Origin of the sequence: Ottowia sp., from assembly GCF_047975795.1 — a bacterium.
Lineage (GTDB): Bacteria > Pseudomonadota > Gammaproteobacteria > Burkholderiales > Burkholderiaceae_C > Ottowia.
Window position 1 is genome coordinate 96,800 of the sequence record NZ_JBKEEE010000047.1, and the last position, 24,094, is coordinate 120,893.

Annotated in this window: 22 protein-coding genes and 2 riboswitches; of the genes, 12 read left to right on the top strand and 10 right to left on the bottom strand. The window is 61.4% G+C overall.

The genetic code is table 11. The features are described from left to right. Window positions 1-2: 2 nt before the first annotated feature. The 6 genes from rsfS to ACK5NW_RS07545 all read right to left on the bottom strand — a co-directional run bounded on the left by rsfS (window position 3) and on the right by ACK5NW_RS07545 (window position 4,737). Complete coding sequence (gene rsfS / locus ACK5NW_RS07520; protein ID WP_416926632.1) at window positions 3-689, bottom strand: ribosome silencing factor; 687 nt, start codon at window positions 687-689, stop codon at window positions 3-5. Beyond that, window positions 689-1,324 (bottom strand): nicotinate (nicotinamide) nucleotide adenylyltransferase, encoded by a 636-nt coding sequence (gene nadD / locus ACK5NW_RS07525; protein WP_416926634.1) that lies wholly within the window; start codon window positions 1,322-1,324, stop codon window positions 689-691. Before nadD ends, rsfS begins: the two co-directional genes overlap by 1 nt. Continuing rightward, window positions 1,315-2,235 (bottom strand): oxygen-dependent coproporphyrinogen oxidase, encoded by a 921-nt coding sequence (hemF, locus tag ACK5NW_RS07530; protein WP_416926636.1) that lies wholly within the window; start codon window positions 2,233-2,235, stop codon window positions 1,315-1,317. The genes nadD and hemF overlap by 10 nt, the downstream gene beginning before the upstream one ends. Before the next feature lie 259 nt (window positions 2,236-2,494). Further along, window positions 2,495-3,772, bottom strand: coding sequence for a phosphoribosylamine--glycine ligase (gene purD, locus ACK5NW_RS07535; protein ID WP_416926638.1), 1,278 nt, complete (start codon window positions 3,770-3,772; stop codon window positions 2,495-2,497). A gap of 33 nt (window positions 3,773-3,805) precedes the next feature. Then, window positions 3,806-4,009 (bottom strand): hypothetical protein, encoded by a 204-nt coding sequence (locus ACK5NW_RS07540; RefSeq protein ID WP_416926640.1) that lies wholly within the window; start codon window positions 4,007-4,009, stop codon window positions 3,806-3,808. Beyond that, a complete protein-coding gene (locus tag ACK5NW_RS07545; RefSeq protein WP_416926642.1) occupies window positions 4,009-4,737 on the bottom strand; it encodes a YebC/PmpR family DNA-binding transcriptional regulator in 729 nt (242 codons plus the stop codon). The genes ACK5NW_RS07540 and ACK5NW_RS07545 overlap by 1 nt, the downstream gene beginning before the upstream one ends. 72 nt (window positions 4,738-4,809) lie before the next feature. Here ACK5NW_RS07545 and ACK5NW_RS07550 point away from each other — a divergent pair, with 72 nt between their 5' ends. Together ACK5NW_RS07550 and ACK5NW_RS07555 are read left to right on the top strand one after the other, a co-directional pair. Then, window positions 4,810-6,324, top strand: coding sequence for a helicase HerA-like C-terminal domain-containing protein (locus ACK5NW_RS07550; protein ID WP_416926644.1), 1,515 nt, complete (start codon window positions 4,810-4,812; stop codon window positions 6,322-6,324). Window positions 6,325-6,631: 307 nt separating this feature from the next. Next, window positions 6,632-7,510, top strand: a complete 879-nt coding sequence (locus ACK5NW_RS07555) for a hypothetical protein (RefSeq protein WP_416926646.1) — start codon at window positions 6,632-6,634, stop codon at window positions 7,508-7,510. Window positions 7,511-7,580: 70 nt separating this feature from the next. Here ACK5NW_RS07555 and ACK5NW_RS07560 read toward each other — a convergent pair whose 3' ends face one another. Continuing rightward, window positions 7,581-8,363, bottom strand: a complete 783-nt coding sequence (locus ACK5NW_RS07560) for an SDR family oxidoreductase (protein ID WP_416926648.1) — start codon at window positions 8,361-8,363, stop codon at window positions 7,581-7,583. Between the two features lie 145 nt (window positions 8,364-8,508). On the opposite strand from ACK5NW_RS07560, the gene ACK5NW_RS07565 reads away from it, so the two are divergent. The 10 genes from ACK5NW_RS07565 to ACK5NW_RS07610 all read left to right on the top strand — a co-directional run bounded on the left by ACK5NW_RS07565 (window position 8,509) and on the right by ACK5NW_RS07610 (window position 20,973). Next, a complete protein-coding gene (locus ACK5NW_RS07565) occupies window positions 8,509-10,209 on the top strand; it encodes an electron transfer flavoprotein-ubiquinone oxidoreductase (protein WP_416926650.1) in 1,701 nt (566 codons plus the stop codon). A gap of 223 nt (window positions 10,210-10,432) precedes the next feature. Then, window positions 10,433-11,404, top strand: coding sequence for a TRAP transporter substrate-binding protein (locus tag ACK5NW_RS07570; protein ID WP_416926652.1), 972 nt, complete (start codon window positions 10,433-10,435; stop codon window positions 11,402-11,404). Between the two features lie 116 nt (window positions 11,405-11,520). Then, window positions 11,521-12,015: a TRAP transporter small permease gene (locus tag ACK5NW_RS07575; protein WP_416926654.1), complete on the top strand. Its 495-nt coding sequence runs from the start codon at window positions 11,521-11,523 to the stop codon at window positions 12,013-12,015. Between the two features lie 25 nt (window positions 12,016-12,040). After that, on the top strand, window positions 12,041-13,312 hold the full coding sequence (locus ACK5NW_RS07580) for a TRAP transporter large permease (protein WP_416926656.1): 1,272 nt from the start codon (window positions 12,041-12,043) through the stop codon (window positions 13,310-13,312). Between the two features lie 176 nt (window positions 13,313-13,488). Continuing rightward, complete coding sequence (locus ACK5NW_RS07585) at window positions 13,489-14,100, top strand: hypothetical protein (protein WP_416926658.1); 612 nt, start codon at window positions 13,489-13,491, stop codon at window positions 14,098-14,100. Continuing rightward, window positions 14,097-15,485 (top strand): XVIPCD domain-containing protein, encoded by a 1,389-nt coding sequence (locus ACK5NW_RS07590; protein WP_416926660.1) that lies wholly within the window; start codon window positions 14,097-14,099, stop codon window positions 15,483-15,485. Before ACK5NW_RS07585 ends, ACK5NW_RS07590 begins: the two co-directional genes overlap by 4 nt. 236 nt (window positions 15,486-15,721) lie before the next feature. Next, a riboswitch (glycine riboswitch) is annotated at window positions 15,722-15,824 on the top strand. Window positions 15,825-15,843: 19 nt separating this feature from the next. After that, window positions 15,844-15,951, top strand: a riboswitch (glycine riboswitch). A 69-nt stretch (window positions 15,952-16,020) separates the two neighbouring features. After that, a complete protein-coding gene (gene gcvT, locus ACK5NW_RS07595; RefSeq protein ID WP_416926662.1) occupies window positions 16,021-17,163 on the top strand; it encodes a glycine cleavage system aminomethyltransferase GcvT in 1,143 nt (380 codons plus the stop codon). Window positions 17,164-17,216: 53 nt separating this feature from the next. Continuing rightward, entirely contained in the window at window positions 17,217-17,585 is a 369-nt protein-coding gene (gene gcvH / locus ACK5NW_RS07600; protein ID WP_416926664.1) for a glycine cleavage system protein GcvH, read from the top strand. A 156-nt stretch (window positions 17,586-17,741) separates the two neighbouring features. Beyond that, window positions 17,742-20,660, top strand: coding sequence for an aminomethyl-transferring glycine dehydrogenase (gene gcvP, locus ACK5NW_RS07605; RefSeq protein WP_416926666.1), 2,919 nt, complete (start codon window positions 17,742-17,744; stop codon window positions 20,658-20,660). Window positions 20,661-20,784: 124 nt separating this feature from the next. Beyond that, window positions 20,785-20,973: a hypothetical protein gene (locus tag ACK5NW_RS07610; RefSeq protein ID WP_416926668.1), complete on the top strand. Its 189-nt coding sequence runs from the start codon at window positions 20,785-20,787 to the stop codon at window positions 20,971-20,973. 154 nt (window positions 20,974-21,127) lie between these two features. Here the strand turns inward: ACK5NW_RS07610 and ACK5NW_RS07615 are convergent, their stop codons facing one another. The 3 genes from ACK5NW_RS07615 to apbC form a co-directional block, all read right to left on the bottom strand. Further along, complete coding sequence (locus tag ACK5NW_RS07615) at window positions 21,128-21,874, bottom strand: DUF2726 domain-containing protein (protein ID WP_416926670.1); 747 nt, start codon at window positions 21,872-21,874, stop codon at window positions 21,128-21,130. 90 nt (window positions 21,875-21,964) lie between these two features. Next, window positions 21,965-22,720, bottom strand: coding sequence for a DUF2726 domain-containing protein (locus ACK5NW_RS07620; protein ID WP_416926672.1), 756 nt, complete (start codon window positions 22,718-22,720; stop codon window positions 21,965-21,967). Between the two features lie 242 nt (window positions 22,721-22,962). Next, entirely contained in the window at window positions 22,963-24,054 is a 1,092-nt protein-coding gene (gene apbC, locus ACK5NW_RS07625) for an iron-sulfur cluster carrier protein ApbC (protein ID WP_416926674.1), read from the bottom strand. Window positions 24,055-24,094 lie beyond the last annotated feature (40 nt).

Consider the following 24,094-nt stretch of genomic DNA (forward strand, 5'->3'; position numbering starts at 1 on the left):
CCTCAAGCGGGCTTGCGCGAGGCGGCCTTGCGGGCAGGTGATTTAACAGACGATTTGGCAGCGGGCTTAATGACCGACTTGGTCGTCGGCTTGCCACCTCCGCGTTGCGACCTTGAATCTGGCTGGCTACGGCCCGGTGCGGCCTTGCGGGCAGCGCCTGATTTTTTGGCGGGCACGGCTTTCTTTGAAGCTGACTTGGTTGGGGGTTTTTGAGGTGCGATGGCATGCTTGGGTGCGGCTTGGGTCTGCGCCGCTTTGGTCTGCGCCGCTTTCTTGGCCGTCGCTTTCCTGGCCACCGGCTTGCGCGATGCTTTGGCCGCTGCGCCCGAGCCTTTCAGGCGCACCGGTTTTTCGCCCCAGATTTCTTCCAGGTTGTAGTATTGGCGAATCACCGGCTGCATGATGTGACACACGGCGGGGCCACAGTCGACGATGATCCATTCGCCGTTGTCTTCACCTTCAATGCGCGGTTTGGCAAAACCAGCTTCGCGCACTTTGTCGCGCACGCTAGCGGCCAGCGCCTTGGTTTGCCGGTTGGACGTGCCGCTGGCGACCATCACGCGCTCAAACAAGGGCGACAGATGCTCGGTGTTGAACACGCGGATGTCGTGGGCTTTGACGTCTTCCAGACCATCGACGATGGCGCGCTGGAGTTTCTGAATATCTTTCTTGGCGGAAGCTTCGCTCATCAGGCAGGTGTCTTGTAAAGATGGTGTTCGGCAATATACCTTGCGACTGGCGCTGAAACCAGACCGTCGACCGACAGCCCTGCGGCCACACGGCGGCGCACTTCGGTGGCGCTGTGTGCCAGCGCGGGCAGCGTCAGTATTCGGGTGGTTGCCGCAGGGGTTTTGGGCAATGGATTTTTTACATCGAATTGGCCTTCAACGCCATTTGTAACTGCGCGAGCAGCTATTGAAACAGTAGCTAATTGCAGCAGATCGGCTGCCCGGTGCCAGGTGTGAAAGGCAGCCGCCTGATCAGCCCCGATTTGCAAAAACAGCGCTGCACCGGGGTATTCGGCGCGCAACTCGATCAGCGTATCAACGGTGTAGGTGGGGCCGTTGCGGCGCAACTCACGCTCGTCCACCACCACCTTGGGCACATCGCCAAAGGCCAGTCGGCACATGGCCAGCCGGTGCGATGCCGGGCTTAATGGGCGTGACTTGTGCCAGGCATCGCCGGTGGGCGCGATGTGCAGCCGATCCAGCGCCAGTTGCTCGATGGCCGCGCGCGCCAGCGCCACGTGGGCGTCGTGCGGTGGATCGAACGCACCGCCAAACAGGCCGATGCGCTGCGGCGCAGTGCTGACACTCACACCCATGCACGCGGTGGCAAAAAGCGCTCAAGTAAAGCCGCTTCAGGCGAGCCAGGCGCGGGCTGGTGCTGATAAGCCCAGCGCGTCAGCGGCGGCATGGACAGCAAGATCGACTCGGTGCGCCCGCCTGATTGCAGACCAAAGTGCGTGCCACGGTCCCACACCAGGTTGAATTCGACATAGCGCCCGCGCCGGTAAAGCTGATGATCTCGCTCACGCTCACCCCAGGGCATGCCCACGCGGCGTTGCACGATGGGCAGATAGGCGGGCAAAAAAGCATCCCCCACGGCCTGCATCAGTGCAAAGCCCTGCGTCGGCGTGTCGCCGCTGAAGTCGTCGTAGAAGATGCCACCAATGCCGCGCGGCTCGCTGCGGTGCTTGTTGAAGAAGTACTCGTCGCACCACTGCTTGAAGCGCGGATATTTGTCGTCACCGAAGGGGGCCAGTGCATCGCGGCAGACGGTGTGAAAGTGCACGCAGTCGTCCTCGAAGCCGTAGTACGGCGTCAGATCCATGCCGCCGCCGAACCAGCACACCGGCACCTGCCCGGGCTGGACAGCAGCGATCATGCGCACGTTCATGTGCACCGTGGGCACGTAGGGGTTCAGGGGATGGAACACCAGCGACACGCCCATGGCCTCGAACGGCGCGCCCGCCAGCTCGGGCCGATGCTGCGTGGCCGAAGGCGGCAGCTTGGGGCCACGCACGTGCGAAAAGCCGACGCCCGCGCGCTCAAACACCGCGCCACTTTCCATGATTTTGGTGATGCCGTCGCCTTGCAACGGCTCGCCCGGCGTCTTGGCCCAAGCATCGGTCAGGAACTGCGCCTGCCCGTCCACGCTCCCTATGGCATCGGTGATGCGGGCTTGCAGGTCGATCAGCCAGTCGCGGACGGTTTGCGGGTCAGGTGCGGTCATAGCAACACGATTTCAAGGCGCGTTTTACTACTTAGACAGTAGCTAATAACACTCATAGAACAAGCCCTAGCGGCCCATTTGACAACGACAATGGGGTGACACCTGCCCTCACCCTCTCCCGCACGCGGCAGAGGGAGTCCAAAGGCTGCTGAGCAGGCCGGCCCAGTGAACGCCGTTCCCGGACCTGCGCCGGGGACTGGCGTTGTCCCCCTCGCGCAGCCAGAGGGGGAAGGTGCCGACAGGCGACTCAGGGGGTGATTCACTTTATCGCCCTATAACCAATGTCGCGCCGGTATTGCGCCCCGTCGAAATGGATTTCACGCGCTACGTCGTAAGCGCGTGCCTGCGCCTGCTTGACCGAATCGGCCAGCGCGGTCACGCACAGCACGCGCCCGCCCGCCGTCTTGACCTGATCGCCTTCGGCCACCGTGCCCGCATGGAACACCACCGCGTCGTCGGCAGGCCTGGGCAGGCCGGTGATCAAATCGCCCTTGCGCGGCGACTGCGGGTAGCCGGCGGCGGCCATCACCACGCCCAGGGCGGCGCGACGATCCCATTGCAGTTCCACTTCATCCAGCTTGCCACTGGTGGCGGCCAGCATCACATCGACCAAGTCGGACTTCAGCCGCATCATGATCGGTTGCGTCTCGGGGTCACCCATACGGCAGTTGAATTCCAGCGTCTTGGGCTGGCCGTCGGCGTCGACCATCAGGCCCGCATACAAAAATCCGGTGAACGGCACACCGTCTTTGTCCATGCCGCGGATGGTGGGCTGAATCACCTCGCGCATGATCCGCGCATGCACTTGTGGCGTGACGATAGGCGCGGGCGAATACGCACCCATGCCGCCCGTGTTGGGGCCTTGGTCGCCATCTTGCAGACGCTTGTGGTCCTGACTGGTGGCCATGGCGACCACGTTCTTGCCGTCGCACAGCACGATGAAGCTGGCTTCTTCACCCTGCAAAAATTCTTCGATCACCACGCGCGCACCGCCTTCGTTGTGCGCCACGCCCAGGCTGTTGCTGCCCAGCATGTCGTCGATGGCGGCGTGGGCCTCTTCCTTGGTGGCCGCCACCACCACGCCCTTGCCTGCGGCCAGCCCGTCGGCCTTGACGACGATGGGCGCGCCCAGCTTGTCCACATAAGCGTGGGCCGCAGCGGCATCGGTGAAGGTGTCGTAAGCGGCGGTGGGGATGCCGTGGCGTTGCATGAAATCTTTGCTGAACGCCTTCGAACTTTCCAGTTGCGCCGCCGCCTTGGTGGGGCCAAAGATACGCAAGCCATGGGCGCGAAAGTCGTCCACCACCCCTGCGGCCAGCGGTTGCTCAGGCCCCACCACGGTGAGGCCAATTTTTTCTTTCAGCGCCCAGTCGCGCAGCGCCACCAAGTCAGTGATGGGCACGTTTTTCAGGCTGGACGAGGTGGCCGTGCCGCCGTTGCCGGGGGCCACATACACCTGCTGCACTTTGGGCGATTGCGCCAATTTCCACGCCAATGCGTGTTCGCGGCCACCGCCGCCGATTACCAGAATTTTCATGGGTTCATTCTTTAAATAGCCAACGATGCCCGGTCACTGTGCGGGCACCGCCTCATCGGTTGCGGAAACAGTTTTGGACAACGAAGGCACGTCGTCACATTCGCCCGCGCCGATGCCTACAGACACATTGGGCAAATCGCTGGACACACTGCTGCACACGCCGTCGCCACAAGCTGTCAACCACGCTGCCGCACACGCCACCATGAACGACATGACCGGCCTGTGCCCAGGCTGCATCAGGCCAGCTCCACGTTGGCGTTGTGGTAGACCTCTTGCACGTCGTCCAGGTCTTCCAGCATGTCGAGCAGCTTTTGCATTTTGGCGGCGTCATCACCGACCAGGTCAATGGTGTTTTCGGCCCGCATGGTGACCTCGGCCACTTCGGGCGTGAGGCCAGCGGCCTCCAGCGCATTTTTGACGGCCTCGAACTCGGCGGGCGGTGTCAGCACCTCAATGGCACCTTCGTCGTCGGTAATGACGTCTTCGGCACCGGCCTCCAGCGCCGCTTCCATCACCTTTTCTTCATCGGTGCCAGGGGCAAAAACCAGTTGGCCAACGTGTTGAAACTGGAACGCCACCGAGCCTTCGGTGCCCATGTTGCCGCCGTATTTGCTGAAGATGTGGCGCACATCGGCCACGGTGCGCACGCGGTTATCGGTCATGGTGTCGACGATGATGGCCGCACCGCCAATGCCGTAGCCCTCGTAGCGAATTTCTTCGTAACTCACGCCTTCCAGGTTGCCAGTGGCCTTGTCGATGTTGCGCTTGACGGTGTCGGCAGGCATGTTGGCAGCCTTGGCCTTTTCAATGGCCAGACGCAGGCGTGGATTGGCCGTGGGGTCGCCCCCACCGGTGCGCGCCGCCACCATGATCTCGCGCACCACACGGGTCCAGACGCGCTGGCGCTTTTCGTCTTGCCGACCCTTGCGGTGTTGAATATTGGCCCATTTGCTGTGACCTGCCATGAAAGATGCCCTCAATGCAATGAATAATCAGGGTTGATTTTACTTTTTGCCTTACAACGGAGGATCACCCCCATGGCCGAACCGCTTTTGATTGCCCAGCATGGCGACATCCATTGCAGCTTGCTGCCCAGCCTGGCCAATCGTCACGGGCTGATCACGGGGGCCACCGGCACGGGCAAAACCGTCACCTTGCAAAAGCTGGCTGAAGAATTCAGCCGTGCTGGCGTGCCGGTGTTCATGAGCGATGTGAAGGGGGATTTATCCGGCATCGGCCAGGCAGGCAGCCTTGGCGACAAGATGGCCGCCATCCTCAAAGAGCGTGGCTTGCCCGTACCCGATCCGCTGGCCTGCCCTGTCACCTTCTGGGACGTGTTTGGCGAACAGGGTCACCCGGTGCGCGCCACCATCTCCGACATGGGGCCGCTGCTGCTGGCGCGCATGCTGGACTTGAACGACACGCAAAGTGGCGTGCTCAACCTGGTGTTCAAAATTGCCGATGACAGCGGCTGGCTGCTGCTGGACATGAAAGACCTGCGCGCCATGCTGCAATACGTCGGCGACAACGCCAAACAGTTCACCACCGAATACGGCAACATCAGCGCCGCCAGCGTGGGGGCCATCCAGCGCGGTCTGCTGGCATTGGAAAGCCAAGGCGGCAGCCAGTTCTTTGGCGAGCCAATGCTCAATATCGCTGACATGATGCAAACCAGCGATGGCAAAGGCATGGTCAACGTGCTGGCGACCGACAAGCTGCTCACAGCCCCGCGCCTGTACGCCACCTTCTTGCTGTGGCTGCTGTCCGAGCTGTTCGAGACGCTGCCCGAAGTGGGCGACCCCGACAAACCCAAGATGGTGTTCTTCTTTGACGAAGCGCACCTGCTGTTTGACGACGCACCCAAAATTTTGCTGGAGCGCATTGAGCTGGTAGTGCGCCTGGTGCGATCGAAAGGCGTGGGCGTGTACTTCGTCACCCAAAACCCGATCGACGTGCCTGACAGCGTGCTGGCGCAACTGGGCAACCGCGTACAGCACGCACTGCGCGCCTTTACCCCGCGCGACCAAAAAGCTGTCAAAGCCACCGCCGAAACCATGCGCGCCAACCCAAAACTGGACATCGAAACTGCCATCACCGAGCTGGCTGTGGGCGAAGCGCTGATCAGCTTTTTAGATGCCAAAGGCCGCCCCAGCGTGACCGAGCGCGTGTTCGTCATCCCACCTGGCAGCCAGATCGGCCCCATCACGGCCCAGCAGCGCCAGCAAACCACCGCCAGCTCGCTGGTGGCGGGCATTTACGAGCAGGCCGAAGACCTCGAATCAGCCTACGAAGTGCTCAAGGCCCGCGCCGAACCCGTGGCCCAGGCCGGTCAGCGCACCGCCGACCAAATCAGCCAGCAGCCTGCCGAAAACAACAACGAATGGATGGACATGGCCAAAGACCTCCTGTTCGGCAGCACCGGCCCCCGCGGCGGCAAGCGCGACGGCCTGGTGCAAACCATGACCAAATCCACCGCCCGCACCATGGGCACCAAAATCGGCAACCAGATCCTGCGCGGGGTGCTGGGGGGCATTTTTGGGGGCAGGCGCTGAACTTGGGGGCTGTGACCTTGCGCCACGCCGTGGCAAGCACCTTTGTGAACCATCGTCCAATTGTCGTTTGAACCCCACACCTGGCGCAGCCACTCGCCTCACATCTGTCAATTTGTAGGGTGCAACACGTCTGCGCTGAAAACCCATTGAACAAGACCATCGGCACGACCGCTACAATTTGTAGCGTCTTGTCTATGTTTGGATGCTGGCTGCACCAACAGCCCTTTGTCTCTCCATGATCTGCTCGCGATGCGGCTTTGAAAACCGTGAATCGGCCAAGTTTTGTCTGAAGTGTGCCCAACAATTGGTGACACTCGACCCAAACTCGGACACAGCCACGCCGCCGCCCAAAGAATCCCGGCTGCTCAAACTGAAAAAAGCGAAACTGCGCGCCCGCCGCAACCACTCTCCTTACCAGGATGGGGATACCGTTTTACTGGCTGGTGGCGATACGGTGCTGCTGGATCAGCCCACCGAACCTATGTCGTTGTCGGTCAAAGTGGCGTCGCCTGCAGCGCAGCAGCAAAGCACAGATAAATATCGTCCTTCACACCCATCGCACGCCAACAACACCGGGGCACTCCTGCCGCGCAGGATCGCAACCACCACCCCCGAATGGCACCGTTACGCCGTGGCGGGCGTGCTCATGCTGTTTGTGCTGGGATGGGCGGTGTATGCCACCACCCGCACACCTCAACCAGAAAACAGTGACGCCGTGGCACAAGCCAGCGCCGACGCCATGGCCCTGGCAGGTGATGAGGTGTTGATCCTGCCGCAACTGGAATCCATCTCGCCCATTCCCGAGATGGCTGCGGCTGCGGCCTCGGCTTCTGCGGCGGTTGCCAACGCTGCCGCTGAACCTGCGGCCACCGCAGCGCAGCCTCAGACACAGCCCACTCGCCCCACACCCAAGCGCGCTCCGCCAAAGCGCGCACCTGTGCCCAAACCTGTCGCCGCGCCCACCGTACCCGCCCCTGCGCCCACCCCTGCGCCACCGCCGCAAGCGCCCGCATCGCAAGCGGTCAAGCGCACGCCACCAGCGCGGCTGTGCGCTGGCAGCAGCTTCATCGCGCATGAGGTGTGCCTGCAAAACGAATGCACCCGTGCCGGGATGCGCCAGCACCCACAATGCGTGCGCATGCGTGAGCGCCAAAAGCTGCTGCGCGACGGCGTGGGGGACGGTTAAAACGGGGACTACCCCTGAGCACTGCGCGTACAGCGCGCCAGACATGTGCACCTGAGAGCGCGTTCAGCGCTCACAGCGCAAACCCGTCATCGGCCGCAATGATGGCCCCATTGACAAAGTGGCTCTGGTCGCTGGCCAGCATCAACAATACCACGTCCAGATCTTTTGGCTCGCCCACGCGCTTGCGCGGCATCATGTCCACCAGCTTGCGGCCCTGTTCGGTCTGCCAGTGGTGGTGGTTGATTTCGGTATCGATATAGCCAGGACAAATGGCGTTGACATTGATGCCAAAGCGCCCCCACTCCAGCGCCATGGCCTTGGTCATCTGCACCACGGCAGCCTTGCTCATGCAGTACACGCCGATTTGCGGCAGCACCTTCAGGCCAGCCATACTGGCGATGTTGATGATGCGCCCGCCGGTAAAGCTGCCCGGTGCCGCGCCTTTGGCCCGCGCCAACATGCGCTTGCCCACTTCCTGTGCCACAAAAAATGCGCCACGGGTGTTGGTGTTGAAGGTGAAGTCGTAGTCTTCCTCGCTCACGTCCTGGATGCGTTGGGTGGTCGATACGCCCGAGTTGTTGACCAGGATGTCGATGGATCCCATCTCAGTCTCGGCGTGTGCCACAGCGGCCTTGATGGATTGCACGTCGGTCACGTCGCACTCCACCACATGGGCATCGCCGCCATCACCTTCGATGCGCGCGCGCAAATCTTTGAGTTTTTCCAGCCGACGACTGGCCAGCACGACGCCCGCCCCTGCACCGGCCAGCGTGCGTGCAAAACGCGCACCCAAACCGCTGGAAGCGCCCGTCACCAAAGCCACACGGCCCGAAAGATCAATGCTGTATGCCATGAAAAATCCTTTTCTTGATGCAACGCACCCATCATGCATGCGCTACGGGCAATGTTGTCCGCATGAATACAATGGGCTTGAGTCCCGCCACGGTATCGCCGTTACAGGTTGCAGCCATTATTTCAAACCCCACGAGAGACGCCCCATGACCAACGAGGAAATCATTCAGCAGCACGGCCCGCGCGAGGCGATGGAGTACGACGTGGTCATCGTCGGTGCCGGGCCTGCCGGGCTGTCGGCGGCCATCCGCATCAAGCAACTGTCGGCCGAAAAGGGCCAGGACGTGTCGGTGGTGGTGCTGGAAAAAGGCTCTGAGCCGGGCGCGCACATCTTGTCTGGCGCCGTGATGGACCCCAAGGCGCTGACCGAGCTGATCCCCGACTGGAAAGAAAAAGGTGCGCCCCTGCACCAACCCGTGACCGACGACGCCTATGTGTTCCTGAGTGAGAAAGACGGCTTTCGTGTGCCCGGCCTGTTCTTGCCACCCTTTGCGGACAACCACGGCAACTACATCGTCAGCCTGGGCAATGTGGTGCGCTGGCTGGCCGAACAGGCTGAAGGCCTGGGCGTGGAAATCTTCCCCGGCTTTGCCGCTGCCGAGGTGCTGTACAACGATGATGGCAGTGTCAAAGGTGTGGCCACCGGCAACATGGGTGTGGGCAAAGACGGCGAGCCAACCGAGAACTTCCAGCTGGGCATGGAGCTGCACGGCAAATACACGCTGTTTGCCGAAGGCGCGCGCGGCCACCTGGGTCGCCAGCTCATCGAGCGCTACAAACTCGACGCCGACAGCGATCCGCAAAGCTACGCCATCGGCATCAAAGAGCTGTGGGAAATCGACCCCAGCCGCCACACGCCTGGCTTCGTGATGCACACCGCTGGCTGGCCCATGGACGAACACACCTATGGCGGCGCATTCCTGTACCACGCCGAAGACAACAAGGTGTACTGCGGCTACGTGATCGGGCTGAACTACAAAAACCCGCATATGAGTCCGTTCGAAGAGTTCCAGCGCTGGAAGACGCACCCGCGGGTCAAGTGGTACTTCACCGACGACGATGGCAACGTCAACGCCAAGCGCCTGTCGTATGGCGCGCGCGCCATCACAGCGGGCGGCATTCTGGCGCTGCCCAAAACCGTGTTCCCCGGCGGTGCGCTGGTGGGCTGTGACGCGGGCTTTTTGAACGTCAGCCGCATCAAAGGCAGCCACGCCGCCATCAAAACCGGCGCACTGGCTGGGCAAGCCGCTTACGACGCCGTGGCAGCGGGTCAGCAGCACAACGAACTGAGCGCCTACCCCGCCGCCTTTGAAACCAGCTGGCTGGCCGCTGAACTGAACAAAGACCGCAATTTCAAAAACTGGTTCAAGAAGGGCCTGTCGGTCGGCACCATGATGAACGGCTTTGAGCAATACGTACTGCGCGGCCACGCCCCGTGGACACTGCACCGCCACGAGCCAGATCACGTCCAGCTCAAGCCCGCCACTGACTGCAAGCCCATCGTCTACCCAAAGCCAGACGGCAAGCTCACGTTTGACCGCCTGTCCAGCGTGTTCATCAGCAACACCAACCACGAAGAGAACCAGCCCGCGCACCTGACGCTCAAAGACGCCACGGTGCCGGTGCGCATCAACCTGGCCCAGTTCGCCGGACCGGAAGGGCGCTACTGCCCTGCCGGGGTGTACGAATTCGTGCCCGATGAGGCCCAGGGCGGCAACGCTCAGCGCTTGCAAATCAACGCCCAGAACTGCGTGCACTGCAAGACCTGCGACATCAAAGACCCTACGCAAAACATCGTCTGGGTCACGCCCGAAGGCGGCGGCGGCCCCAACTATTCGGGCATGTGATTTTTGAATCAACCAAGCTTTTCATGCTCTTGTAACCAGCGATCTTTGCTCTCATAACAAGAGCACATCAGTCGCCTTGCCCTCTGCCTTTCGCGACCTGCGCGAAAACCCGTAGCACCCAGTCTGCATGGGTTGCCGATAATGATCCGTTCTGGCGCGCTGCTTTCCAGAGCGCGTGCGGGTTACTGTTCAACAAGTCCGTTCAACGAAGGAGATGTTCTCGATGAAATTGCACCAACTGGTTTTGGGTATGTCGCTGGCGCTGGGCATGGTGGCTGGCGCTGCCGCGCAAACCGTCATGAAGATCAACATTTCGGTGGCGCAAAACTCGCACCAGGGCATTGCCATCGACACCTTTGCACAAGAAGTGGCCAAGCGCACTGGCGGCCGCTACAAGATCGAGACCTTTTACAACGGCTCACTGGGCGGCGAGCGCGAATCCATCGAGGCAGTGCAACTCGGCACCCAGGCACTCACTTTCAGCTCCACCGGCCCGGTGCCCAACTTCGTGCCCGAGGCGCAAATTCTGGACATCCCGTTCCTGTTCCGCGACAAGGCCCATGCCCGCGCCGTGCTGGACGGCCCGGTTGGTCAGGACATGCTGAAGAAATTTGAGTCCAAGGGTTTCAAGGCTTTGGCCTGGGCCGAAAACGGCTTCCGCAACATGACCAACAACAAGCGCGCCATCAAAGAGCCTGCGGATGTGAAGGGCCTGAAGATGCGCACCATGGAAAACCCGGTGCACATTGCCGCCTACAAGTCGCTGGGCATCATCACCACGCCCATGGCCTTTCCGGAAGTATTCACTGCGCTGCAACAAGGCACGGTGGACGGGCAAGAAAACCCGCTGCCGGTCATCATTTCGGCCAAGTTCGATCAGGTGCAGAAATACCTGGGCCTGACCGGCCATGTGTATTCGCCCTGCATCTTTTTGATGAACAAGGCCGAGTTCGACAAGCTCAGCCCCGCCGACCAGCAAGCCTTTATCGAAGCCGCCAAGGAAGGCACCAAGGCCAACCGCGCGCGCGTGGACAATGACGACGCCAAGGGCGTCGAAGACCTGCGCAGCAAAGGCATGCAGGTGGAAACCAATGTCAACAAGGCCGCTTTCGTGCAGGCCCTGGCCGGTGCCAATGCCGAGTTCGAGAAAAAGTTCGGCAAGGCCAACATCGATCGCATTCGCAACTTCAAGTAAGCGGCCATTCGCATTGATAGCTATTGTTTAAATAGCATAAATCGCCCGACCAGATTGCTCTGTCGGGCGTTTTTGTTTATAAATTTAGATTTGCCCTGCACCGCTGCCATCAGCTTATGAAACGACACTTTCTTGAATTCGAGCGCTGGACCACCCGCATCGCGCTGGCGCTGGCCTGCCTGATGCTGGTCGTGGCCGCGTCGCTGGGGGTGTTCCAGATCGTCACGCGCTTCATCCTCGAGCAGCCTGCCGAATGGAGCGAGGTGCTGATCCGCTTTTCGCTCATCTGGATGTTGTTTCTGGGCATTCCGGCGGCTTTCCGGCAAGGGGCCATGGTGAGTGTGGACGCGCTCAAGCGCGCCTTGCCTGGGCGGGGGCGGCGCGTGCTCGAACTGGTGGGCGCACTGGCCGCGCTGACGCTGATGGGCATCATCGTGTGGTGGGGCTGGGATTACGCCGTGCGCGGCAAGGTGCAAACCATGGCCGGGCTGGAATCGATCTCGATGTTCTGGGCCTATGTGGCGATGCCAGTGGGCGCGGTGTTCGCCATCATCGGCATCGTGGCCAACTACATCGATCCGCGCCACATGGAGCTGGAGACGGCGCAATGAAAGCCGACGCAATGAAAGGCCGCGCATGACCACCGCCATGCTCATCACCATGATCCTGGGTTTTGTGCTCAGCGTGTCGGTGGCAGTGTCGATCGGGCTGGCCTCGGTGGTCGGCATTCAGGTCAACCAGGCCCACATGCTGATCTCGGTCAAAGAGATCTTCAACGCCGTCAACAAATTTCCGCTGGCCGCCATTCCCTTCTTCATTCTGGCGGGCAACCTGATGGAAACCGGTGGCATCTCGCGCCGCCTGGTGGACTTTGCCAAGAGCATCGTCGGCGGCGTGCAAGGCGGCCTGCCCATGACCTGCGTGCTGACCTGCATGATTTTTGCGGCAGTGTCCGGCTCATCCGTGGCCACCACCTTTGCCATTGGGGCGATTTTGATCCCCGCGCTGGTCAAGCACGGCTACCCCAAAAGCTACGCCGCCGCACTGCAAGCGACCAGCGCCGAGCTGGGCGTGGTGATTCCCCCTTCGATCCCCATGATCTTGTACGGCGTAGCCGCCGAGGTCTCGATTGGCGAGCTGTTCATCGCCGGGTTTGGCCCCGGCGTGCTGATCTCTGGCGCGCTGATGCTGTTCGTTTGGGGCTATTGCAAATACAAGGGCTGGGGCAAAACCGACGGCGAAGGCCGCCTGGGCTTTTTTGCCGCCACGCGCCAGGCACTGTGGGCGCTGCTGATGCCCATCATCATCCTGGGCGGCATCTATGGCGGCGTGTTCACCCCCACCGAAGCGTCAGCCGTGGCGGTGCTGTACGCGCTGATCGTCGGCATGGTGATTTACCGCGAAATCAGCCTGAAAGATTTGGCGCAGGTGCTGCGCAAATCGGTCATCTCGTCAGCAGTCATCATGTTCATCATCGCCAACGCCGGGCTGTTCGCCTTTTTGATCACCCGTGCTGGTGTGCCCGACGCCATTGGCCACTGGCTGGAGGCCACGCTGCAATCGCCCATGTGGTTTTTGCTGGGCGTGAACGCGGCGCTGTTCATCATCGGCATGTTCATCGAAACCAGCGCCGCCATCATCGTGCTGGGGCCGATTCTGGCCCCCGTGGCCATGCACTTTGGCGTCGACCCCGTGCACTTTGGCCTCATCATGGTGGTCAACCTGGCGCTGGGCATGATCACCCCGCCCTTTGGCGTCAACCTGTTTGCGGCGTGCACGGTGGCCAAGATTCCGCTGGAGCACATCATCAAACACCTGATTCCCTTCGTGCTGGTGGTGCTGGCCTGCCTGATGGTGATCACCTACGTGCCCGAGCTGTCGCTGGCCTTGCGCGATGCGCTGAAGTAAAACTCCGCAACTCCCACCCAGACTCTACCTACCCACACCATATACTGCCAGTTCATGCAGCCTGTCGTCGGGCTGGCAGAACAATCAAGGAGGTGTGTGTGCATGAATTTTCCTTTCAAAGCAGCATTCGCAGCGCGACTCGTTTGGTTTGCTTGGTCAGCATATGGGGGGCGCTGATGGCCTACCAACCTACCACCTCCGCAGAACCATCCACCGTCGCCGCCAACGCTTTCGGCGCAGCCAAGAACGACAAGTCAGCGCAAGAACACCTCTGGCGCGCCAACCCGTCGCCCAAACAGGGCTTCGAGGTGGTGTTCGAGCTGCACGATGCGCCCGGGCCATTCGCCGGCTTCGGCGGATATGCGCACTACCAGTCCTTCAACTGCAACTTCGTGACCAGCGAATGGGCCGGCACGCGCAGCCAGCCCACGAAAATGATTCCGGTCGCAGCCGAGCAGATCGACACCACCCACTACCGTGCCACGTTCTACCTCGACGGCCTGCTCGACGAGGACTACTACGGCAAGGGGGTTTGTCACTGGGATCTCATCGGTGTGACCGTCGGATTCAAGGCCACGGGTGCCAAGGGGGAGACCGACTATGCCTTCGATCTGGACAAAAAAGCTTGGCGGGACGGAGGGCAGGACAGACGCTACTACTGGAAGGGCGACTACCCCTCCTTACCGATTGGCGGCGGCAATCAAGGCCGACGTGATCCTGACGGCTTCTCTGCAGACTTCCGCAGCAACATCTTCTCGATCTCTGCGACGGTGAGGGCGAAGCCATGAGAATTTCCAGTCAAGACTACGCCAACTTGGCCGACGACGCATACAAGGCGCATCCGATCGGCGTGTTTTCTGATCCGAGCGCTGCTCCCAAAGCGACCATCGGCGGCATCGAATACCTCATCCGCGCCCATGTCGACAACCCCAAGACCGGCTACCAGGGCACGGTCTACCAGCGGGCGGACACCGGCGAGATGGTCGTCGCCCACCGGGGCACCGAATTCGACCGTGAACCATTCAAGGACGGCGCACGCGCCGACGCGGGCATGGTGCTCACCCGCGCCAACTCGCAGGCCAACGACGCGATCGCTCTGACCGGCAAGGCGCTGGAGATTGCCGATCAGGACAGGCGCAAAGACTTCCCCTCAGGCCCTGTCACAGTCACCGGCCACTCCCTCGGCGGCACGCTGGCCCAGGTCAGTGCGCACCACTTCGACCTCCACGGCGAAACCTTTAACGCCTACGGCGCGGCCAGCCTCAACCGCCGTATTCCCGAAGGCGGTGACTCGGTGGTCAACCACGTCATGGCCGGTGATGTCGTCAGCGCCGCCAGCCCCCACTTCGGCCAGGTGCGCGTCTATGCGCGGCCCCAGGAGGTCGAAACCCTGGGCCGCAATGGCTACGACAACCGCACACACTGGAGCGATGCGATGCGCGGCTACACCCCGCTCAACGTGGTCACCGGCACCACGCCACCCAACACCACTAACGCGGCCATCAAGATGGGTGGCAGCCACAGCATGCACCACTTCACCAGTCTGGATGCCGAGGGTCAACCTGACCGCTCCGTGCTGGACGATTCACAGTCTCGCGCGCTGGCGCAACAGCAAGCGGTACAGATCGGCGAATATCGCAAGGACGTGCAGCGCATGCGCGGCGTGCTGACCGCCGTCTCGCGCGGGCTGGGCGGCAACGTCCGCGATGCGATCGACACCATCCGTGGCCCGCTGCCACCCGGTGCCCACGCTCAGCAGGAGCGCCCACAGGCAGCGCTGGAGCCGACAACTTTCCCTCCCTTTCAATTGTCCGAGTCGGCCCAGCGTCTGGTGGAAGATATCCGCACGCAGGTGCAGCGCGTGGCAGGCCAGCATCGTCTGCCCTGGGATCAAGGCCTGGAGAACACCGTGTTCGCATTAGCCAGCCGTGCTCAGGATCAGGGACTCGCCCGGGTCACTCATCTGCACGCGGACGGCGGCCATGTCCGCATGGCCGAATACGACGGTCTGACCCTCAAAGAAGCGCAAGCAAATACACGCGTGGCCGCGAACACACCGGTGGAGCAATCCCTGCAACGACTGGCCCAGTCGCCCGAGCCGCAGTTGGACACCTCACTCAGTCATCACGACGCCTTGCCGTTGCCAACAATATCCCAATCGATGGCAAGATAGCGCGCAGACCGCCCGGGGTGATACTGATGAGGCTTTGGGCCAGATGAGCAGGTGATCAGGAACATACCATCGCAAACGCTCAACCACCTGGAGAGTCACGCAGACAACGTCGGTCTTTGCGCTTTCTTCTGACTCATTAGTTCCTGCTTCTTCCTCAACTTAGCCCTTTGCCGTATGCAAAGGGGGCATCTCTGTTCAGGGTGCCCGGCCGCTGCCCTGCGCACCGTGGCAAAATCCATGCCTTGTCAGGAGAGCGCCTGCCACCCCACCCAGGGCACGCAGGCCGCCGAAGGCGCAGGTTCCCACCGAACGCTCAGGCAAAAGGACTGACGCCACCCGCGCGCCCTTTCAAACGCCGGGTGCCCCTGCTGGAGAGAGGCGCTGATCAACTAAATCAGCACCCACCGAAGGAGCAAACGCGCATCGGCGCGTGAATCTCTCAGGTAAAGAGGACAGCAGGTTCCCCCACAGACTGCCCATGCGGCGTCTGCGCTCGTGCCCTGAAACCGCACGTTTTTTGAAGGAACCTGCCCCTATGACCAGCGATGCCAATCTACTGAAAACCCCGTTGCATGCGCTGCATGTGGAGCTAGGCGCGCGCCTGGTGCCGTTTGCGGGTTACACCATGCCGGTGCAGTACCCGGCGGGTCTGATGGCCGAGCACAAGCATACGCGCAAGGCGGCCAGCCTGTTCGACGTGTCGCACATGGGCCAGTTGCGGCTGGTGGGCAGCGATGCAGCCGCCGCTTTCGAGACGCTCATGCCAGTCGATGTGATCGGCCTGGGTGTCGGTAAACAACGCTATGGCCTGTTGCTCAATGACGAGGGCGGCATCCTCGACGATCTGATGCTCGTCAACACTGGCGACATGCGCGAGGGCGGTGACCTGTTCGTCATCGTCAACGGCGCATGCAAAGCCGCCGACATCGCCCACATTCAACAACGCATTGGCCAGCGCTGCCGCGTGGAGCCGCTGCCGCAATTCGCTTTGCTGGCGTTGCAAGGCCCCAAAGCTGTGGATGCGCTGGCGCGGTTAGTGCCGGGCGTGGAAAAACTGGTGTTCATGACCGGCAGCGCCTTCGGCTGGCAGGGTGTGCACCTGTACGTCACCCGCAGCGGCTACACCGGTGAAGACGGGTTTGAGATCTCCGTCCATCAAGACCACGCCGAAACCTTGGCCCGCACCCTGCTCGCGCAACCCGAAGTACAACCTGCGGGCCTGGGTGCTCGCAACAGTCTGCGGCTGGAAGCGGGCTTGTGCCTGTACGGCAACGACATCGACGCCAGCACCACCCCGGTTGAAGCCGCGCTGAACTGGGCCATGCAAAAAGTACGCCGCACCGACGGCGCACGCGCAGGCGGCTTTCCGGGTGCCGACAAAGTGTTGGCGCAATTGGATGGCACGCAACCTTTGGCACGCCAGCGTGTCGGCCTGATCGCACAAGAGCGCGTGCCGGTGCGCGAACCTGCTGAACTGCACAACGCCAGCGGCCAAAAAATCGGCCACGTCACCAGCGGCCTGCTATCGCCCAGCCTGAACCAGCCCATCGCCATAGGCTATATCACCCCTGAGCACGCCGCCCTGAACACCAAGGTATTCGCCATGGTGCGCGGCAAACCCGTGCCCATGATGGTCAGCGCCATGCCGTTCGTGCCCCCGCGTTATTTCCGTGGTTAACCCCCTTCTACTTTTTATTGCAGACATCACATACTCATTTTTTTGGAGCCAACATGACCCTCAAGTACACCGAAGACCACGAATGGATTGCCGTCGATGGCGATGTCGCCACGGTAGGCATTACCGCGCACGCGCAGGACGCTTTAGGCGATGTGGTGTTTGTCGATCTGCCTGAACTGGGCAAAACCTATGCCCAAAAAGACACCGCTGGTGTGGTCGAAAGCGTGAAGGCCGCCGCCGATGTCTACATGCCCATCAGTGGCGAAATCACCGCCGTCAACGAAGACCTGCGCGCCGATCCCAGCCTGGCCAACACCGACCCGCTGGGCGCGGGCTGGTTTTTCAAGGTCAAGCTGTCAGCGCCTGCACAACTGGATGCGCTGATGGACGAAGCCGCCTACAACAGCTTCACCCAGGCTTGAATCCGTCAGACCATTGAGGGCCATTGCGGCTGCGCTGCCTGTCCCCACTTCACTAAAACTTCAAGACAAATCGGCTGCCAGCACTTTTCTATAAATCGCTGGCAGCTATTGTTTTAAAAGCACTTTCTTCCTGCACCTTTACTCTGAACGCCTGCCATGACCACCCCCGCCTTCATCGATATTCAAGCTGCGGGCGAATTTGCCTCCCGCCACATTGGCCTGACACCCGAAGACGAGCGTCTGATGCTGGCGACCATTGGCGAGCCTTCGCGCCAGGCGCTGATCGACGCCATCGTGCCGCGCAGCATTGCAAGCTCCGAAGCCATGCGCCTGCCCCCCCCGGCCACCGAGGCCGCCGCACTGGCCGAGCTAAAGGCGCTGGCGTCTCAAAACCGTATATTCAAAAGCTTCATCGGCCAAGGCTATTACGACTGCCACACGCCCACCGTCATCCTGCGCAACGTGCTGGAAAACCCAGCCTGGTACACCGCCTACACGCCGTACCAGGCTGAGATCAGTCAGGGCCGCATGGAGGCGCTGCTCAACTTCCAGACCATGGTGTGCGATTTGACGGGCATGGACATCGCCAACGCCAGCATGCTGGACGAGGCCACCGCTGCTGCCGAGGCGATGACGCTGGCGCGTCGCCAAGTCAAGGCCCAAGGTGATGTGATGGTGGTGTTTGGCGACACCCATCCGCAAACCGTGGAAGTGCTGCGCACCCGTGCCGCACCACTGGGCCTGCGCATCAAGCTGGTCAACTCTGCCGCCGAATGGGACGCTGCCAGCCAGGCCGACGATTTTTTTGCCGCCCTGATCCAGTACCCCGCCAGCAGCGGCTGGCTGAAAGACTGGAGCGCCGAGGCGAAAAAAGTGCACGCCAAAGGCGGTGCCGTCATTTTTGCCACCGACCTGCTGGCACTCACGCTGTTGAAAACACCCGCCGATATGGGGGCCGACATCGTGGTCGGCAGCACCCAGCGCTTTGGCATGCCCATGGGCGCAGGTGGCCCGCACGCGGCCTTCATGGCCTGTCGTGATGCCTTCAAGCGCAGCCTGCCCGGCCGTCTGGTGGGGGTGAGCGTGGACGTGCGCGGCCAGCCCGCCTACCGGCTGGCGCTGCAAACGCGCGAGCAGCACATCCGGCGCGAAAAAGCCACCAGCAACATCTGCACCGCCCAGGTGCTGCCCGCCGTAGTGGCCAGCATGTACGCCGTGTACCACGGGCCGCAGGGCTTGGGGCGCATTGCCGAGCGCGTGACGCGGCTGGCCAGCGTCTTCGTGGCGGGCATGAAGCACATCGGCTTTACCGCCACGCACCACGACTCGGGCTTTGACACCGTCAGCTTCAAAACCGACGACGCTACCGACGCCATCGCTGCCCGCGCAGTGCAGATGGGCGTTAACCTGCGAAAAGCCTGGAAAGATTTTCTGTGCATCTCGTTCGACGAAACCAGCACCCGCGCCGACGTGGAGTTGCTGTGGCGCGTCTTCGGCGGTGAAGACGCCTTGCCCGACTTTGGCACGCTGCTGGCCAGCGCCACGCCGCTGATCCCCGCCGCCCTGCGCCGCACCAGCGCCTTTCTCACCCACCCGGTGTTCAACACCCACCACAGCGAAACCGGCATGCTGCGCTATATCCGCCAGTTGTCGGACAAAGACTTGGCGCTCGACCGCAGCATGATCGCACTGGGCAGTTGCACCATGAAGCTCAACGCCACCAGCGAGATGATTCCCATCACCTGGCCCGAGTTTGCCCATGTGCACCCATTCGCCCCAGCCGACCAGTTGCAAGGCTATGCCGCGTTGGACGCGCAACTGCGCCAATGGCTGTGCGCCATCACCGGGTATGCGGGCGTCAGCCTGCAACCCAATGCGGGCAGCCAAGGCGAATACGCAGGCTTGCTGGCCATCCGCGCCTGGCACGCCAGCCGGGGCGAAGCGCACCGCAACGTTTGCCTGATCCCCAGCAGCGCGCACGGCACCAATCCGGCCAGCGCACAGATGGCGGGGCTGAAAGTGGTGGTCACCCAATGCGATGCGCAAGGCAATGTGGACATGGCCGATCTGAAAGCCAAGTGCGAGCAGCACAGCCAGCAACTGGCTTGCGTGATGATCACCTACCCCAGCACCCACGGCGTGTTTGAAACCCAGGTCAAAGACCTGTGCCAACTGGTGCGCCAGCACGGCGGGCGCGTGTACGTCGACGGTGCCAACATGAACGCCCTGGTCGGCGTGGCCGCACCGGGTGAGTTTGGCGGCGACGTCAGCCACCTGAACCTGCACAAAACCTTCTGTATCCCCCACGGCGGCGGCGGCCCCGGTGTGGGGCCGGTGTGCGTGGTTGAAGACCTGGTGCCCTTTCTGCCCAGCCTGCCAGGTCAGGGCGATGTGCCGCAAGCCGTGCCACCCGGTCAGGTCGGCCCCGTCAGCGCCGCGCCTTACGGCAACGCCAGCGTGCTGCCGATCAGTTGGATGTACATCCGCATGATGGGAGCCGCAGGGTTGAAGCGCGCGACCGAGGCCGCCATCCTCAGCGCCAATTACATCAGCCAGCGCCTGAAAGACCACTACCCCACGCTCTACGCCAGCGAAAGTCAAGACGGCAAACCGGGCCACGTGGCACACGAATGCATTCTGGATTTGCGCGCCTTCAAAGACGGCAGCGGCGTGATGGCCGAAGACGTGGCCAAGCGTCTGGCCGATTACGGCTTTCACGCGCCCACACTGTCATTTCCGGTGGCCAATACGCTGATGGTCGAGCCAACCGAGAGCGAAACCCGCGAAGAGCTGGACCGCTTCATCCACGCCATGATCGCCATCCGCGAGGAAATCCGTTGCATCGAGCGCGGCGAGTGGCCGCAGGACGACAACCCGCTGAAAAACGCCCCACACACCGCCGAAAGCCTGCTGGCCGCTGACTGGCCGCACCCCTATTCGCGCGAAGTGGGCGGCGCGCTGGTCGGACGGTTGCCCGGCAGCGTCAAGTACTGGCCGCCCGTGGGCCGGGTGGACAACGTGTACGGCGACCGCAACCTGTTTTGCTCATGCCCACCCGTCGAAGATTTGGGCTGACAGCGCTTGTAAAACGCGAAAAGCTTCCCAATGAACACAACCCCTGGTCTGGGCCGCGTTGATCACGATCGCCTGTCAGGATTTGGGGCGCTGCGCAGGCGATATCTGATGGAGAGAGTCTGCAATGACATTCATCGAAGCACTGAAAAATTCGGGATGGCGTGAGGTTCGCGCGGCAATGGAGTACAGAAAGGGCGCGTGGGTTGTCTTTTTTGACACAGGCTCATGGGCAGAGGTGGGGACTGAAAAAATCCGCGCGTGTTCGATGTTCCAGTTCCAAAAGAAGATTTGGCAGCGTGGTCCGTCAAACTGATCGAACACCTGTGCAAGGTAGAAGATGAACTGGCGTCGTTTCGAGCCTCAGCGAGTTCCCAATGATGGTTGTCGCGCTGGCTGGGGCATCCCCATTCTCTGCAGGGTCGACCATCCAGACGGGTCACGCCATGATCTCAAACGTGATGCGCGCCTCAAGAGCGCTTGCGCACATCGCCCCACGGGTTGGCTCCGTCGTCGGCTTCGCTGCCCATCAGGCGGCTCAGGCTCATCACGTCAGAAGTCGGCTGCCTGGGCAGATCGGTGGTGGGAAATTTGGACGGAGCGTACGCTGACGGCCCAAAGCCCGACGCACCCGCTTCAGGCTGTGGCGGGCGCTGCACGTTCAGCATGCGCAGCCGCATCGCCTCTGGCGGCGGCAGGCTGGCCACCGAGCCTTTCAGGCGGATCAACCGGATACCCGCCGTTTTCAGCACCTGGTTTTTCACCACGGCAGTGCGCGCACGTTCGCTGTCGTCGCGGTGGCTGAAAGCGTCGATCTCAAAGGCAAACCAGGGCTTGCCATCGCCATTGCAAATCAGAAAATCAACGTCCATCTGGCCCAGTTGCTGTTGCGTGGCCTGCCGGTCGGGGCTTTTGCGCACGGTCATGAAGCGCCCCAGCGGTGGCCGATAAAGCACCGCACCTTCTGGAAAAACATCCTGCAAATAATGCAGCATGGCCACCTGGTCTTCGTTGATGGGCCGGGTGCTGGCGAACTGATCGCGGCGAATGTCGGGCTGCTTGGACGATTCAGGCCGCCAACGCCGCCACATACGCCAACCAGCCCACGCACCTGCACACACGATGGCCGCTGTGACCAGCAAGGACAGCCAGCCCTGAAAACTGAGCATGGCCGTCCATTGCGTCAACCATTGCCAAAATTGCGCCAAGGTATTCATGGCACACCTCCTTTTTTTTCTGTTCTTTACCTTACATCAATCCTCTTTGGCAAACCATCCGTAGTGAAGCGAAGCCGGGTACACCGCCATTCAACTCCGCTTGCCCACCAACTGCCACGCGCTGCGGTCACTCACCGGTACGGCGCGTTGCCGTGCATCCTTGCTGGCACGCACTTCGTCTGCAAAAGTGGACAGCAGCTCTGTCTGGCCAAAACTGGACGGCGCAGCACCGGCCCGGTTGAAGGTTGATGCCGTGCCCAGCCCACGTGTGCGGGCCAGTTTTTGAGAGGCGTACAAACGCGCGCGCAACTCGGCGGGCGAAAGAAAGTTGTCCCAATGCCCTTTCAGTCGAATCAGGCGGATACCGGCCGACATCAACAACTTGGTCTTGTCCGACAAGCGGCGCAGCGTGTCAGGATCGGCCACGTCACGAAAGGCATCGACCTCAAAGGCCACCAACGGCAAACCCTCTTCGTCGCAAACCAGAAAATCCACCGCAGTCTTGTACAAATAGCGGCGTGCGTGTTCGCGTTGATGGCTTTTGCGCACCGACACAAAACGCGCCAGTGCGGGCCGAAACAGCACCATGCCTTCAGGAAAAGCGCGGTTCAGATAGTGCAGCACCTGAATATGGGTCTGGTTGATGGGCGCAGTCAGTGCAAACTGGTCATCCTCTGGCGCATAGGTGAACTCGTCTTGGCTGCTGGCTTGCCTCAACCGCCAGCGCACCCATAGCCCCAGCAACGCCACCCCGCTCAGCGCCAGTACCCACGCCATCTGGGTGGCATCGCTGAAACCCAGTTGATGCACCCGGTCTGCCCACATCGCCCATAGATCTCGTGCCATAAAAATTACTCCTGTCTGGGCAGAATTATGGCCACGAAAAGTAAACTAAACTTTTAATTTAATGGCTACTTTCTGACATTAATCAAAGCTTAAGTTTTCAAAATTAAGCGCTACACGTACAAAGACAGAAGAAGAAGCTACCAAGTCGATAGCATTCAACCCCCGCAAGCAAGGGAGTGCAAATGTCACGCTCTTGCTAACAAACTGCTGAAGGCGTGATCACAAAACAACGGTCAAGTGCGTCAAGTGTCTTTGGACACTTTGATGGTGGGGAATTTGCTGGAGTAGTCCTTGGCCTGGGCCGCAATGCGGATCGCCACCTGGCGTGCCATGCCTTTGTAAATGGCCGCTACTTCGCCCTCCGGTTCAGCGACCACGGTGGGGGTGCCTGAATCGGCCTGCTCGCGGATCGACAGCGCCAGCGGCAGCGCGCCCAGATAGTCCAGCCCTTTTTCAGCCGCATAGCGCTTGCCACCTTCGGCACCAAAAATGTGTTCCACATGCCCGCATTGGCTGCACACATGCACCGCCATGTTTTCCACCAGCCCCAGAATGGGCACGCCCACCTTCTCGAACATGGCCACACCCTTGCGCGCGTCGGCCAGCGCAATGTCTTGCGGCGTGGTGACGATCACCGCGCCCGTCAGCGGCACCTGCTGGCTTAATGAAAGCTGTATGTCGCCCGTGCCCGGCGGCATGTCGATAACCAGGTAGTCCAGGTCTTTCCAGTTGGTTTGTCCCAGCAACTGGTTCAGCGCCTGAATGGCCATGGGGCCACGAAAAATCAGCGCGTCGTCCGGGTTGACCAAAAACCCGACCGAGGCCACTTGCACACCGTGACTTTGCAGCGGCTCCATGGTCTTGCCGTCCAGGCTCTCTGGTCGGCCCTGAATGCCCATCATGATAGGCATGCTGGGGCCGTAAATGTCGGCGTCCAGCAAGCCCACGCGCGCACCTTCGGCATGCAGTGCCAGCGCCAGATTGGCAGCGGTGGTGCTTTTGCCCACACCACCTTTGCCCGAAGCCACGGCAATGATGTTCTTCACATGCGGCAGCAACTGCACACCGCGCTGCACTGCGTGCGCGATCACGTTGGAAGTGACATTGGCTGACACATTGCCCACGCCCGGCACCGTGCGGGCTGCGGCAATCAGCGCCTGTCGCAGCGCAGGCACCTGGCTTTTGGCCGGGTAGCCCAGTTCCACGTCAAACGACACGTCAGCGCCTTCGAGGTGCAGATTCTTTAGCTGCCTGGTGGAAACCAGGTCTTGCCCAGTGTTGGAATCGATCACGGTGGCCAGTGCGGCCAGCACGGCTTGCTCAGAAATGCTCATGGGGCGCTCAAAAATAATGACGAATAAAAAAACAGACACC